The sequence below is a fragment of the Agrobacterium sp. SOY23 genome, assembly GCF_027212525.1.
GTDB classification, from domain to species: domain Bacteria; phylum Pseudomonadota; class Alphaproteobacteria; order Rhizobiales; family Rhizobiaceae; genus Agrobacterium; species Agrobacterium tumefaciens_I.
The window spans coordinates 86,042-100,248 of record NZ_JAPWDT010000002.1 but is presented as its reverse complement, the minus strand read 5'-3'; the positions used below and the strand labels follow the sequence as shown (position 1 = coordinate 100,248).

Annotated in this window: 11 protein-coding genes; 7 read left to right on the top strand and 4 right to left on the bottom strand. The window is 59.8% G+C overall.

Going from position 1 to position 14,207, the window contains the following annotated elements:
- Positions 1-101: 101 nt before the first annotated feature.
- The gene (locus O3S81_RS05640; protein ID WP_269341482.1) at positions 102-812 is read left to right on the top strand and encodes a YoaK family protein; all 711 of its coding nucleotides are present in this window, start codon (positions 102-104) and stop codon (positions 810-812) included.
- Between the two features lie 12 nt (positions 813-824).
- Here O3S81_RS05640 and O3S81_RS05635 read toward each other — a convergent pair whose 3' ends face one another.
- Positions 825-1,343, bottom strand: a complete 519-nt coding sequence (locus O3S81_RS05635; protein ID WP_269341481.1) for a hypothetical protein — start codon at positions 1,341-1,343, stop codon at positions 825-827.
- 77 nt (positions 1,344-1,420) lie between these two features.
- Here O3S81_RS05635 and O3S81_RS05630 point away from each other — a divergent pair, with 77 nt between their 5' ends.
- Positions 1,421-2,059, top strand: a complete 639-nt coding sequence (locus tag O3S81_RS05630; RefSeq protein ID WP_269341480.1) for a trimeric intracellular cation channel family protein — start codon at positions 1,421-1,423, stop codon at positions 2,057-2,059.
- Positions 2,060-2,133: 74 nt separating this feature from the next.
- Here O3S81_RS05630 and irrA read toward each other — a convergent pair whose 3' ends face one another.
- Positions 2,134-2,553, bottom strand: a complete 420-nt coding sequence (gene irrA, locus O3S81_RS05625; protein WP_006309975.1) for an iron response transcriptional regulator IrrA — start codon at positions 2,551-2,553, stop codon at positions 2,134-2,136.
- Between the two features lie 317 nt (positions 2,554-2,870).
- On the opposite strand from irrA, the gene fabA reads away from it, so the two are divergent.
- From fabA to O3S81_RS05600, 5 genes are all read left to right on the top strand, one after another.
- Positions 2,871-3,386 (top strand): 3-hydroxyacyl-[acyl-carrier-protein] dehydratase FabA, encoded by a 516-nt coding sequence (fabA, locus tag O3S81_RS05620; RefSeq protein WP_269341479.1) that lies wholly within the window; start codon positions 2,871-2,873, stop codon positions 3,384-3,386.
- 76 nt (positions 3,387-3,462) lie between these two features.
- Positions 3,463-4,686: a beta-ketoacyl-ACP synthase I gene (fabB, locus tag O3S81_RS05615; RefSeq protein ID WP_269341478.1), complete on the top strand. Its 1,224-nt coding sequence runs from the start codon at positions 3,463-3,465 to the stop codon at positions 4,684-4,686.
- Positions 4,687-4,692: 6 nt separating this feature from the next.
- Positions 4,693-5,499 carry an enoyl-ACP reductase FabI gene (gene fabI / locus O3S81_RS05610; RefSeq protein WP_065114546.1) on the top strand — a complete coding sequence of 269 codons (807 nt, stop codon included), beginning with the start codon at positions 4,693-4,695 and terminating at the stop codon, positions 5,497-5,499.
- Positions 5,500-5,686: 187 nt separating this feature from the next.
- On the top strand, positions 5,687-6,280 hold the full coding sequence (locus O3S81_RS05605) for a TadE/TadG family type IV pilus assembly protein (RefSeq protein ID WP_269341477.1): 594 nt from the start codon (positions 5,687-5,689) through the stop codon (positions 6,278-6,280).
- Positions 6,277-6,870 (top strand): TadE/TadG family type IV pilus assembly protein, encoded by a 594-nt coding sequence (locus O3S81_RS05600; RefSeq protein ID WP_269341476.1) that lies wholly within the window; start codon positions 6,277-6,279, stop codon positions 6,868-6,870. The genes O3S81_RS05605 and O3S81_RS05600 overlap by 4 nt, the downstream gene beginning before the upstream one ends.
- 39 nt (positions 6,871-6,909) lie before the next feature.
- Here the strand turns inward: O3S81_RS05600 and O3S81_RS05595 are convergent, their stop codons facing one another.
- Positions 6,910-8,679, bottom strand: a complete 1,770-nt coding sequence (locus O3S81_RS05595; protein ID WP_331284184.1) for a diflavin oxidoreductase — start codon at positions 8,677-8,679, stop codon at positions 6,910-6,912.
- Positions 8,676-14,180 carry a glutamate synthase-related protein gene (locus tag O3S81_RS05590; RefSeq protein WP_331284183.1) on the bottom strand — a complete coding sequence of 1,835 codons (5,505 nt, stop codon included), beginning with the start codon at positions 14,178-14,180 and terminating at the stop codon, positions 8,676-8,678. Before O3S81_RS05590 ends, O3S81_RS05595 begins: the two co-directional genes overlap by 4 nt.
- Positions 14,181-14,207: the final 27 nt, after the last annotated feature.

Below are 14,207 nucleotides of genomic sequence, written 5' to 3'. Positions count from 1 at the left end.
GAACACCTCCGGAAAGATTGCAAACCGGCCCTCCGGCATTCTAGACATAGGATAACACGGCCTATCTGTCGCGCCGCTGTTTTTCGATATCGAGCGTTCCCATGACCAGACAAAGACGTCGCAATATCATCAGGGCAAGGCGCACCGGAACCGGAATTGCGCTGGTGGCCGCTATCTCCTTTATAGCGGGCATGACGGATGCGGTGGGCCTGCATATTTCAGGCGACTTCGTATCTTTCATGACCGGCAACACCACCCGCGCCGCCGTCTCGGCACAGGCGGGTCTCTATCCCCACGCCGCGAAGCTGCTTTTCGCCATCGTTGCTTTCGTGGCGGGCAATGCCGGCGGCATCATGGTGGCACATAAGTTTGAGCGGCGCATCTTTGCCGTTCTCTTAGGTGTGGGATCATTGGTGGCGATTGCCGCACTGCTGCGCGGCGAGGCTACCGCGCTTGCGCAGTTTTACCTCGTGGTTTTCGCCATGGGCATGGTCAATGCCGCCGTGGAGCATATAGAGGGGCTGCCGATCGGCCTTACCTATGTTACGGGCGCTCTTTCCCGCTTTGGCCGCGGCATCGGCCGTTTTCTTCTCGGTGACCGGAGCCTTGACTGGGGCATCCAGATCGTTCCGTGGCTCGGCATGCTGAGCGGTGCGATCTGCGGCGCCATTCTCGGCGCGACTCTCCAGTCCGATGCCCTGTGGGTGGTTGCGGGCGCGGTTTTCGCGGTCGCCATCGCCACCCTCATCATTCCGCGCTCATTGCGCCAGCGCTATAATCAGCGGGTCAAAATCCGGCGGATTGCACCCTGACCGTTGCCGCCGTCACTTTCGCGAAATCGTGACGAATTTCGTGCCGCGGACCCTGACCGTCATCAGGCAGGGTTCCTTGTCGGTACGCTCGCAATAACGCGGATGCATCTTCAACACAAAAACCATGTTGCCGAACCGCTTGATGAACTCATAACCGTAAATCCGGGCCGTCGCGATCATCAGATAACCGCCCTCTTTCACCTGGACGTAGAAATTATAGGGGCATCCTTCGTCATCGCAGCTGCGGCCCTTTTCGCCGTCGCAATCCAGAACGCCGTGATTGACGACGGCGTCCATCAGGCCGTCATTGTTGATATCCAACCGCGTGACGAAATCATCGCCGAAAGCCGCCACCTTGCACTCGTTGCGGAAATGATCCTTCTCGTAAATCTCGGGGTCGCTCACCAACTGCTGCTGGGCCGAGAGCGCCGCTGGAAACATCAAGAGAACCAACGCCTGAAGAGCGGCAACGAGAGCGATTCGCACGGCATTTTCCTTTGCATCCGTTTCGGTTATGGATGTTGCGATCATCCGGGCGGCCAGCCTAGAGTTTAGTGCTTGCGCGACACTGACGTGTTCGCAGCCCGTGTTTCGGGGGGAACCTTTTCATGACGCTTCTGGGTTTTCTCGATTATGCCGGTGTCGCCGTCTTTGCCGCAACCGGCGCATTGGCCGCCTCGCGCAAGCAGCTCGACCTGATCGGCTTCCTGTTCTTCGCGGCCGCGACCGGCATTGGCGGCGGCACCGTGCGCGATCTCGTGCTGGGCAGAACGCCGGTCTTCTGGGTGATAAATCCCACCTATATTCTCGTCTGCGTCTCGGTCGCGGTTCTGCTGTTCTTTACCGCGCATCTTTTCGAATCCCGTTATCGGGTATTGATCTGGCTCGATGCGCTCGGCCTTTCCGCCTATTGCGTCATGGGAGCGGCCAAGGGCCTTGCCGCGAGCGGCTCGGCAACCGTCGCCATCGTCACCGGCGTTCTGACAGCAACATTCGGTGGCGTGCTGCGTGATATTCTCGCAGGCGAACCTTCCGTTCTGCTGCGGCCGGAGATTTACATCACCTGCGCGCTTCTGGGCTCTTCCACCTTTATTGTCGTCTATTTCCTCGGCGCACCGCTTTATGCCGCATCAGCGGCGGGTTTCCTGACAGCCCTCTGCGTGCGGTCGGGCGCGCTGATCTTCGGCTGGACTTTCCCGCCCTACAAGGCAAAGCCCGGCAGGCGACCGGAAGACGTCATGAAGTGACATGGAAATGACCGCTGAAAACAGAAATGGCGCCCATGGGCGCCATTTTCACATTCTCTATCGGATAAAAAACTTCAACCGCGCTTGCGGCGAAGGCGGATGACCACGTCCACATGGGCGATTTCCATGCCCTCTGGCGCTTCCGGCAGATTGTCGATCTGGAGATTGTTGATGGGGATATCGAGAACCTCGTTCTCACCTTCCACGAAGAAGTGGTGGTGATCCGAGACGTTCGTATCGAAATAGGTGCGGGCACCTTCCACGGCGAGAACGCGGATCAGACCGGCCTCGGTAAACTGGTGCAGCGTGTTGTAGACCGTGGCGAGAGAAACGGGCACGCCGGCGGTAACCGCCTCGTCATGCAGTTCCTCGACCGTCAGGTGCCGATCACCCTTTGCGAAAAGAAGATCGCCCAAAGCAACGCGCTGGCGCGTGGGCCGCAGCCCAGAGCGCCGCAGCCTCGTTCCGATATCCAATGTGGCGTCAAATGCCATGCAATCCCATTCCAAACAGAGGTATGAAACCCGTCAATTGCAATAGCATATATCTTTTGCAGGGAATGCTTTCAATAGTTTCAGCGCCGCAGAGTGTCGCAAATGGCTGCAAACCAGCCATTCCTGCAAATTTCCTCTGGTTCCTGCCGGATGGTTCCTGTATGCGGACGGCATATTGAGGTAATGACTTCTGCAAAGAAGGTTCTGAAGACAAAGAATGGGGCCGGATCGGCCTCTGCCCTTGCAGCGCTTCATTTTGAACCTAACTTGCTCTAGTGAAGTCGTTCAACACCAGTGATTGGGGAAGTGAAAGCGGTATGGCAACGAGGCAATCAAGTTACAATTACGAGGAGATTCTTTCCTGCGGTCGCGGCGAATTGTTCGGCCCTGGAAATGCCCAGCTCCCATTGCCCCCCATGCTCATGGTTCACCGGATCACCGAAATTTCCGAAACCGGTGGCGCCTTCGACAAGGGCTTCATCCGCGCCGAATACGATGTCAGCCCCGATGACTGGTATTTCCCCTGCCATTTCCAGGGCAATCCGATCATGCCGGGCTGCCTCGGCCTTGACGGCATGTGGCAGCTGACCGGTTTCTTCCTCGGCTGGCTGGGCGAAGAAGGCCGCGGCATGGCGCTTTCCACCGGCGAAGTGAAGTTCAAGGGCATGGTCCGCCCTCACACCAAGCTGCTTCAGTATGGTATTGATTTCAAGCGCGTGATGCGTGGCCGTCTGGTGCTTGGAACTGCCGATGGCTGGCTGAAGGCGGATGGCGAAACCATTTATCAGGCGTCGGACCTTCGGGTCGGCCTGTCCAAGGAAAAGACCGCCTGACACAGACGGAAATAGTTCAGACAAACGCCGGGCGGCTTCGGTCGTCCAGCCGAAATCTTAAGAAAAGGTCCCTTTCATGAGACGAGTTGTTGTCACCGGCCTCGGTATTGTTTCTTCCATCGGCGGTGATGCCGCTGAAGTCACCGCGTCGCTGCGCGAAGCCAGATCCGGCATTTCATTTTCGCCGGATTTTGCCGAACACGGCTTCAAATGCCAGGTCTGGGGCAAGCCCTCTCTCGACCCGACCGATCTGGTCGACCGCCGCGCCATGCGCTTCCTGTCGCAGGGCGGCGCGTGGAACCATGTCGCCATGAAGCAGGCGATCGCCGATTCCGGTCTCGAAGAGAGCGATATCAGCGGTAATGAGCGTACCGGCATCATCATGGGTTCGGGCGGTCCTTCCACCCGCACCATCGTTGAAGCTGCCGATATCACGCTCAAGAACAACAGCCCGAAGCGCATCGGCCCCTTCGCCGTGCCGAAGGCCATGTCTTCCACCGCCTCGGCCACGCTCGCGACCTGGTTCAAGATTCACGGCGTCAACTATTCGATCTCGTCGGCCTGCTCCACCTCGGCGCATTGCATCGGCAACGCCGCCGAGATGATCCAGTGGGGCAAGCAGGATGTGATGTTTGCAGGCGGCCACGAGGATCTTGACTGGTCGATGTCCAACCTCTTCGACGCCATGGGCGCAATGTCGTCCAAATACAATGAAACGCCCAGCCTCGCGTCGCGCGCCTATGACGTCAACCGCGACGGTTTCGTGATCGCCGGCGGTGCGGGCGTTCTGGTTCTCGAAGAGCTGGAGCATGCCAAGGCGCGCGGCGCCAAGATCTACGCCGAGATCGTCGGCTACGGCGCAACCTCGGACGGTTACGACATGGTGGCTCCTTCAGGTGAAGGCGCGATCCGCTGCATGCGACAGGCGCTTTCCACCGTCAAGGGTGACATCGACTACATCAACACCCACGGTACCTCGACACCGGTTGGCGACAGCAAGGAAATCGGCGCGATCCGCGAAGTCTTCGGTGACAGGATTCCCCATATCCAGTCGACCAAGTCGCTCACCGGCCACTCGCTGGGTGCGGCGGGCGTGCAGGAATCGATCTACGGCCTGTTGATGATGCAGGAACGCTTCATCGGCGAAAGCGCGCATATTTCCGAACTCGATCCGGAATTTGCAGGCGTCCCGATCGTTCGCAGCCGCATCGACAATGCCAAGATCGACACCATCCTTTCCAATTCCTTCGGCTTCGGCGGGACCAACGCCACGCTCGTCTTCCAGCGTCATAACGGATAATTGCCCATGAACGGCATCATGCAAGGTAAGCGCGGCCTCATCATGGGCGTCGCAAACAATCATTCCATCGCCTGGGGTATTTCCAAGGCACTTGCGGCACAGGGCGCGGAACTGGCCTTCACCTATCAGGGTGAAGCGCTTGGCAAGCGCGTGAAACCGCTCGCCGCGGAACTGGGCTCCGACTTCATCGTACCTTGCGATGTCGAGGATATTGCTTCCGTGGACGCGCTGTTTGCGACGATCCGCGAAAAATGGGGCTCGCTGGATTTCGTCGTGCACGCCATTGGCTTTTCCGACAAGAACGAGCTGAAGGGCCTCTACGCCGACACGACGCGTGACAACTTCAGCCGCACCATGGTCATTTCCTGTTTCTCCTTCACGGAAATCGCCAAGCGCGCCGCTGAACTGATGACCAATGGCGGTTCCATGCTGACGCTGACCTATAATGGTTCGCAGCGCGTCATCCCGAACTACAACGTCATGGGCGTCGCCAAGGCAGCTCTTGAGGCGTCGGTTCGTTATCTCGCCGCCGATTACGGCCCGCGCGATATTCGCGTCAACGCCATCTCGGCCGGCCCGGTCCGCACGCTCGCGGGTGCCGGAATTTCGGATGCGCGCGCGATCTACGCATGGAACCAGAAAAACGCGCCGCTGCGGCGGACGGCCGATATCGACGATATCGGCGGATCGGCACTCTACCTCCTGTCCAGCCTGTCGCGCGGTGTAACGGGCGAATGCCATTACGTGGATTGCGGTTATAATATCACCTCGACACCCACGCTCGAGGTTCTGTCCAAGGCTGACGCCGAATAAACTAAACCGCCCTTTATATTCGACAAGAGCCCGGCCAAGTGCCGGGCTTTTTCATGCAACGTATCAAATTCGGAAATCATTAAAGTGTAGTTCGGCGAAGTAACTGAATCTAAACATCGGGTGGTTATGGTCCGCAACAAAATTAACGGTTGCGCTTGCTACATTTCTTAGAGATCGACACCACCTCATGCGACTGGCCAGACTGAAGCCATTGCTGGAAAAATTCGGGCTCTCGCGCGATGGGACAGCAGCCATCGAATTCGCGATCCTGGCAATTCCGTATTTCCTCGTCGTCTTTGCCATCATCGAGACCTTCATCGCCCTGATGGCGGAGCAGGTCGTCGTGAATGCCACCGAGACCATGGCGCGGCGCCTGCGCACCGGGCAGATCAGCAGCGCCATCTCCAAAGAGGATTTTCGCAAGAATTTCTGCAATGAGGTTGCGGTGATGATCACCTGCGCAGATGAGATCCAGAAGGAGCAGAAACTTTATATCGACCTTCGCTCCTTTACCGCCTTCAAGGATATTCCGACCGCGATACCCCTGAAAGCCGTTGGCGAATATTACGATCTCGATACGGCCCAATTCGGCTTCAAGCCGGGCGGACCGGAAACCATCAACATGTTGCGCGTCTATTATCGCTGGCGCGTGGTCGCCGATATCATCCGCCCATATCTCACCAAAATACGTCCGGCCGATGGATCGATGCCCTCCCATTTCCTCATCGTCGCGACCGATGCTTTCATGAACGAGAAATACATCACAAGCGGGGGCTCATGATGGCCGGGCTGGTATCCGTTGCGACAAACGGCAAACGGCGTCTGATCGCGCTTGTTTCACGCTTCGCCAAAGATCGCCGGGGCGTGGGGGCGGTGGAATTTGCCATCATCTTCCCGATATTGCTCGCGCTTTATTTGACCTCTTTCGAATTGACGATCGGCTACAATACCTACAAGCGGGCGAGCACCGCATCCGCCACCATCAACGACCTGATATCGAAAACAGGTTCCGTCGATAAAACCTATCTTGCTGGCATGCAGGATGTCGCGGCCGCAGTCTTTGCGCCCTACAGCATCAAGGGTCTTCAGTTGAAGATCAGCGGCATCAAGATCGACGCACAAAAACAGGCGAAAATCACCTGGTCCTGGGATGAGAAAAACCAGAGACCCTATGCGGTGGGATCGGCAGTCGTGGTTCCAACCCGCCTGCTGGTGCAGGACAGTTTCCTCATCCATGTCGAGCTTTCCGTCCCGCATGAACTGCTGATGTTCATGCCCGATCTCGCCTCATCCGGGACAAAGTCGATCACCATCAGCCGGGATTATTTCTTCAAGCAGCGTGATGTGGAGACCGCCTGCACCAATTGCTGAGGCAATCGGCGTATCAGAGGCGATCTCCCCTATCGAAGACTAATAGACGTCGCGCAGATAGCGCTTTTCGCGCTTCAGCCGGTTCACATAATCGCTTGCGGCCTCGGCGGAGATGCCCGCCTCATCGCTGATGATGCCGTGCAGGGCATCGTCGACATCCTTTGCCATACGGGTCGCATCACCGCAGACGTAGAAATAACCGCCCTCTTCAAGCCATTGATAGAGCGCCTTGCCGTTCTGCCGCATGCGGGTCTGGACATAGATCTTCTCCGCCTGATCCCGCGAGAAGGCGAGGTCGAGACGGCTCAGCACGCCGTCACGGCTCATGTCGCCAAGTTCGTTTTCGTAGATGAAATCCGATTGCCGGTGCTGATCGCCGAAAAACAGCCAGTTTTTGCCCTTGGCGCCGCGCGCCTGTCGCTCCTGTAAAAAGGCCCGGAAAGGCGCGATGCCCGTGCCCGGCCCCACCATGATCATCGGTGCCTCATTGTCCTGCGGCACACGAAATGCCTTGTTCGGCGAGACGAAAATTCCGGCATTCCCTCCTGCCTCCACCCGGTCGGCGAGATAGGTGGAGCATACGCCGCCACGCTCACGCCCCTCGGCGCGATACCGCACGCTGGCGATCGTCAGATGCACGCTGTTTTCCGCAACCAGCGGACTGGAGGAGATGGAGTATGCCCGGTGCTGCAGCGGCTTCAGGAAGGTTATGAATTCGGCGAGCTCGAAGAGAGGCTTTCCGCCGAGATTGAGCAGGTCGAGAATATCCTTGCTCCAGAGAAATGCGGCCAGCTGTTCCTTGTCCCCATTCGCCAGGATGTGGCCGAGTTCGTCATGGCCCGCACGCTTGCCGATTTCAGTCACCAGTTCGCGCGAGGGCGTCGAGATTTCGTACATGTTGAGAAGCGCATCGCCAACCGGCCGGTCCAGCCCGGCGACTTCGCTGTCTGCACCTATGCCGAAGTGTTCGAGCAGCGCGCCGGCCAGTTTCGGGTCGTTAAGGGGAACGACGCCAAGCGCATCACCCGCCTCATAGTCGAGCCCGCTTTCGCCGAGACCGAATTCATAGTGGCGGATTTCCTTGGACGAGCCGGGACCGGACAGGCGGCGATTGACACTCACCTCGGCCGAATAGGGGTTCTTGCGGTTCCAGCCCGGTTTTGCCCGCGCGGGCGGCTCGGCGATGTCCGGCATGGTGACAACGGCCGCCTTGCCGCCGTCGACGGCAAGGGCAAGCGGCAGGGTCTCACCAATCCACGCGGCGGCCGCATCTTCAAAATCGATATCGCAATCGATACGCGTCTTCATGCGTTTGCCGCCGAGTTGCTCGAAGCGCGTGTCGATGAGCTTGCCCGCCTGGCAGAAACCATCATAACCGGTGTCACCAAGCGCAAGCACGGCGAAATTCATCTCATCCAGCCGTGGCGCGCCGTCAGCTGCAAGCGCCTCCCAGAAAAGCTGGGCATTATCGGGCATTTCGCCTTCACCATAGGTCGAGGTGACGACAATGACCCGCTTCATGGAGCCAAGACTATCCATGGAAACATCGTCCAGTGCGGCCACCACCGGCTGCATGCCCTGCGCCCGGGCAGCGGCGGCGATATCCATTGCCAGAGCCTCGGCATTACCGGTCTGGGTGCCGAACAGGATGTTGAGCACGCTGGCCGCCGCTTTGGGAGTAGCGGCGGCAACGGATGCCTCCATGCCGATGGCGACGCGGGAATGCAGCCCGGCCAGAAAGCCGGCAAGCCAGGCGCGCTGGTCGCCATTGAAGGGCGCATCTTCGGGTATGTAAGGTATCTTCATCATGCTGCCCTGTTCTGGCTGGATACGGTGGCGAGGTCCGGAATGGCACGGGCCGCGAAAAGCTCCTCGAGCCCCGGCAGGCGGCCGATCTTCTCGATGTTTTTCCGGTTCTGCTGGATGATCCAGCCATAGGTGCCGGGGCTGTCCACCGACCAGATGTTGCGTCGCGCCAGCGCCTGCTTGTAATCATCGAGGCGCTTGGCGGCGATCATCACCGCAAGCTGTTCGTCGTCATGATCGGAAAGCGCCTCACGCGCATATTTCAACAGACGCTGCATCAATGCGTAGTCTTCCGTGAGGATGAGATTGCGCACGGCTTTTTCGATTGCCGGATCGGAAGGGCCTGACGCCATCGGCAGCCGCTGAAGGGCAATCGCCTGCGCCATGCTCAACACCGTGTAGTTGTTGATGAGCGCATACATGTCCTCCGTGTCCGTCTCGCCATAACCCGGCACCGTTCCGTTCAACACGGACTTGCGATCGCGATAGGCGAGCTTGAACTTGCGCAGCTGATGAGCGGCAAGCGCGGAGGCCAGTTCTTCCAGAAGTTCCTTGCGGGGCTTAGCCTTCAGAATTTCGTCGCTGTCCTGATAGAGTAGCAGGGCGCGCGGCATGCCGTAGACGAAATTGTGCTGTTCGCTCTCCCAGTTTTCCAGAAGCCATGCCGCCTTGGCCGAGCCGGTTTCCGCCACATGCCAGCTCAGAAGCTGATGAACGGCCTGATTATGGATCGCGGCCTGTTCATCCTCACCCGTGATCGAGCCGAGCAGGATCGAATCATGACTGACCTTCTTCGGCAGATCGCCATAGGGATCATATTGGTAGACGAAACCGCCGCTCATGCCGTTGCCGAAACCCTTGCCGAAACTGCCGAGGTTCAAGACTGCGCCATTGGTCATATATTCGCAGGCGAAGTCACCCACACCTTCGACCACGGCGGTGGCGCCCGAGTTACGCACTGCGAAACGGTCACCCGCCTGACCTTCCACAAAGGTGCGGCCGCCGGTGGCGCCGAACAGCGCAAAATTGCCGACCAGCACATTGCCACCCGCCTCTTGCGAACCGCCGCCGGGAGAGCGCACGACGATGGTGCCGCCGCAGGCGCTTTTGCCGACGCCGTCATTGCAGGTGCCGGTATGGACCATGACCATGCCGTCATTGCAGAAAGCGCCGAAAGACTGTCCTGCCGAACCGGATGTGTCGATGCGCACCGACCCCGCTTCCAGGAACCGGCGGCCACGGCTGTCCCGCTTCACCGCCGGCAGCGCATCCACCTCTTCGTCGGAAAGCTCATGGTTCAGCATGCGCTCGATATCGACGGCGAGCTGGCCGCCGACGCTCTTGTTGCAATTGTTGAGGAAACGGTTGCCGCCAAGCTCGATGCTCTCCCGCTTGCTGTCGACCAGCGCCGAACGCACGAGTTCGATGAAGGCATCGTCCAGCGCGAAATCCTTTTCCATATAGACAGGACTGTCGATCTTCACCTCTTCGACCACGGCAAGCATTGCCCGGAGGTCAAGCTGGCCGACGCTCGCCGGATGATCGAGGAGGTGAAGAAGATCGGAACGACCGCGTGCCTCCCGCAACGAGCGCAGCCCGAGTGCGGCCAGAATTTCGCGCGTTTCATGGGCGATATTCATGAGATATTGCGCCAGCGCCCGCGGGTCACCGTTGAAGGCTTCCTGATTGGTGGTGAGACCGGCCGGGCACTTGATGTTGCAGTTCTTGGCCATGACGCATTTCAGCATCATCAGCGCCGTGGTGCCGAATTCGAAGCTGTCGCCGCCGAGAAGAGCCGATTTCACCACATCGCTCGCCGTCTGGTGCGCACCGGAGCAGCGCAGCAGCACCTTGGCGCGCAGACCCGTGGCGCACAGCGCCTGATGCACTTCCGCGATACCGATTTCCGCAGCACGGCCGGTATATTTGAGGCTGGTGACGGCAGCAGCCCCCGTGCCACCGGTATTGCCGGCGACATTGATGACATCCGCACCCGCCTTGGCGACACCGACCGCGATCGTGCCTATGCCTTCCGACGACACCAGTTTGACGATGACGCGCACGCGCGCCGCCTTGGCGTCGTGGATGAGCTGGGCCAGATCCTCGATCGAATAGGTATCGTGATGCGGCGGCGGCGAGACGAGCTCCACGCCGGGCGTGCCACCACGCGCGGCGGCGATTTCCACCGTCACCTTGGGAGACGGCAGCTGCCCGCCCTCGCCCGGCTTTGCGCCCTGGCCGATCTTGATCTCGATCTCTTCCAGCATCGGATCGGCAAGATAACCCGCCCAGACACCGAAGCGGCCCGAGGCGAACTGCTTGATGCGCGAGGCACGGATGGTGCCGTAACGGGAAATATGCTCGCCGCCCTCACCCGAATTCGACATGCCACCGACCATGTTGGTGCCATGCGCCACCGCCTCATGGGCAGCGGCGACCAGCGCACCATGGCTCATGGCGCCTGATGCAAGCGTCCTGGTGATCTCGCTTGCCTTCTGCACCGTGTCGAGCGGAATGCTCTGTGGCGCGGTGCGGATCAGCGACAGATAGGCGGAGGCCTCACCCCTGGCCTGAACCAGCAGCGCGCCGCCTTCCAGCCAATGGCCGGCGATATCGTCACCAAAACGGTCGAGCAGTGACTGGCCAAGCGCCGCAAGGCGGGCAAGTTCGTGGCCGTGCGAGCCGGTCAATTGCAGCCGGAACGCACCTTCTTGAGCCTCTTCGCAGCGCAATCCGCGCACCATGAAGCTGTTATTGCCCTGCCGGGAAAAACGGCCCATTTCCCGGCGGAATTCTTCCGCCGACCCCGCGAACGTCACGTCCGCCGGCAGCTCCAGAACATCGCGCAGGGCGGCAGGGCGGCGCGCCCTTTCTTCCGCCATCATGCGGGCGAAGGCGCGATAGCCGGGTGTCACCTCGAATTTATCGATCGCTTCCGGAGTCAGCCGGTCGAAGCTGTTATGATAATAGGCAGCATCGTTAAGACCGAAGGCATCTTCCAGCCGGTTGAGCGGTAGCAGGCGCAGTGCCTCCTCGTTTTCGGTCCCCTCATCGAAACCGATCTTTTCCTCCGTCATGTCCACGAAACCGCGAACCGCCGTCGTGCCATAGGAGTGGCCCGCACCTTCGGCGCGCTCCTTGAAGAGACCGAGCAGCGGAATGTCGTTTTCGCCCTTCACGGACAGGGCCTTGCGGTGCCAGTCCGCCACCGCCTGTGCGATGACGGTGAAATTGACGCCACCGACCGGGGTCTTCACATTGGGGAAATAACGCTTCAGCACCGGATCGTCGGTATCGAGGAAATTCGGCTCGAAGAACTCGCCGCCTATATAGCTTTCCGCCGTACACAGGCCCACCTTGCCCATGGTCTTCATCAGCGACTTTTCCGCCGCCTTGGCGAAGCGCTTGAAGGCCTTGTCGGCCTCGGCGCCGAACTTCTCCTCGGCGCGAAACTGCACGCCGAGCGGATAGATCGCCGAAGCGCCGAAGCCCAGGCCGGCTGCGATGTGATGCGAGGAGGAAAACTGCCCGCTTTCGACGATCAGGGAAACGCGCAGCCGCAGGCCTTCCTCGATCAGCCGCTGATTGATGGCGGAAACGACCATGATCATCGGCAGAGCGGCACGGCCGGCCGAAACGTGCCGGTCGGTGACGATGGCAATGCCGCCTTCGTCAGCCGCGAAAGCGACGACCTCGTCGCAGAGACCGTCGATAGCCTGCCGCAAGGCCGCTTCATTGGCCTCTGCAACATCGAAGACCGGCGTATAGAGCATTTCGAAACGGCGAACCGGCGTCTCGGGCTGTTCGCGAATGCGCAGCATATCGAGGTGGGTCAGGATGGGCGACCGCACGACGATCTGGCGGGCCTTCTTCGCACCGCTGTTCGGCTTGGCGCCGAGAGCCACCCGCAGCGTCATGCCATCGGCCTCGCGAATACTGTCAAGCGGCGGGTTGGTGACCTGCGCGAAACGCTGCGAGAAATATTTGGCGACCCCGCCTTCCTGATCGGAAAGCGCGTTGATGGCATTGCCATAACCCATGGCCGAGATTTTTTCCGCGCCGGAGGCCAGCATAGGGTCCATCAGGAACTTGAAGCTTTCCTGATTGTGCGAGTAGGCGACGTAACGCTGGTGCCGTTCCAGATCACCATTATAACGCAGCGGCGAGCCCTGCTTTTCCGCCGGGACTTCCGCCAAATCTTCCAGCATGATTCGCGCTTCGGACAGCAGCGACGGATAGTTCCGCCGCGAGGCGAGAAGCTCCAGTGCCTCGACGGTGGAAAAAGCGCGCCGTTCCGCGTGATCGTAATAGAGCATGCCGCCCGCCTCGATACGGCCGCGGCGGATGACGCTTTCTGCGGGAAAGGCTATCTGTCCCGCTTCCGACATGACACAGAGATAATCCTCGGTCTCGACCGTGCGCAGCGGGCGCAGACCGAGGCGGTCAAGACGCGCGCCGATGATGGTGCCGTCGCCGAAGATCAGTGCGGCAGGGCCGTCATTCTTCTCCTCATAGAGCGAGAAATATTCCAGCATCGCCTTCACGCCCGGCGATAGCGTGTCGTCGTTTTCCCATGCCGGCGGCATCATGGAAACCACGGCGGTCACGAGGTCGAGCCCGTCCTCCATCACCCGCGCCTGCAAGGTCTGGTCCAGACGGCAGCTATCCGACTGGCCCTTCGGCCGGATGATGCTGGCATTCTTCGCCAGCGCCACGGCCGCTTCCGACAGGCGGTTCTTCTTGTCTGTATTGAGCTCGCCATTATGCGCCATCAGGCGGAAGGGCTGCGCCATGGAAGGGTGCGGATCGGTATTGGTGGAGAACCGCGTGTGGAAATACATCGTATGCACTTCATGACGCGGGTCGGTGAGGTCGCAGAAATAGGGCATGACCTCATGCGAGTTCAGGCGCCCTTTCAGAACCTGTGTCCGCGCGCTGAGTGACAGCGGATAAAAGCCTGCAAGGTCCGGCACGGTATAGGCAAGCGCCTCGATGGCGAGCAGCGCCTTGTGGATGCGCCAGTCGAATTCGACAAGGCTTGCACATTCGGCCGGGGCAGCGAAAACCCATTGCCGGATCGGCAACTGATAGGGGATGGCGGCGGGACGGATGGCCGCGTCATTCACCGGCACATCGCGGACGAGGAGGACCGAAAAGCCCTGCTCCTGCAATGCGTCGCCGATGATGGCAACCGCCCGATCGTGAAAAGCGACGTTCTGCGGCAGAAAGAAATTGCCGACGCCAAACCGGCCGGCCTGCAAACCTTCGTCACCGGCCAAGGTCCTGAAGAAGGAGAGCGACAGATCCAGCGAAACACCGGCGCCATCACCCACGCCTTCCGCCGACATGCCACCGCGATGCGGCACGGCACAGAGCGCTTCATGGCCGCGCTTCAGCACATCATGCGTCTGCACGCCATCCTTGCGGGTGATGAAACCGACGCCACAGCTGCTTTTCTCAAAAGCCGCATCGTAAAGGCCGAATTTTTGCTCCGTCACACTCAAGGCACTCTCCTCTCGTTGCGCATTTCG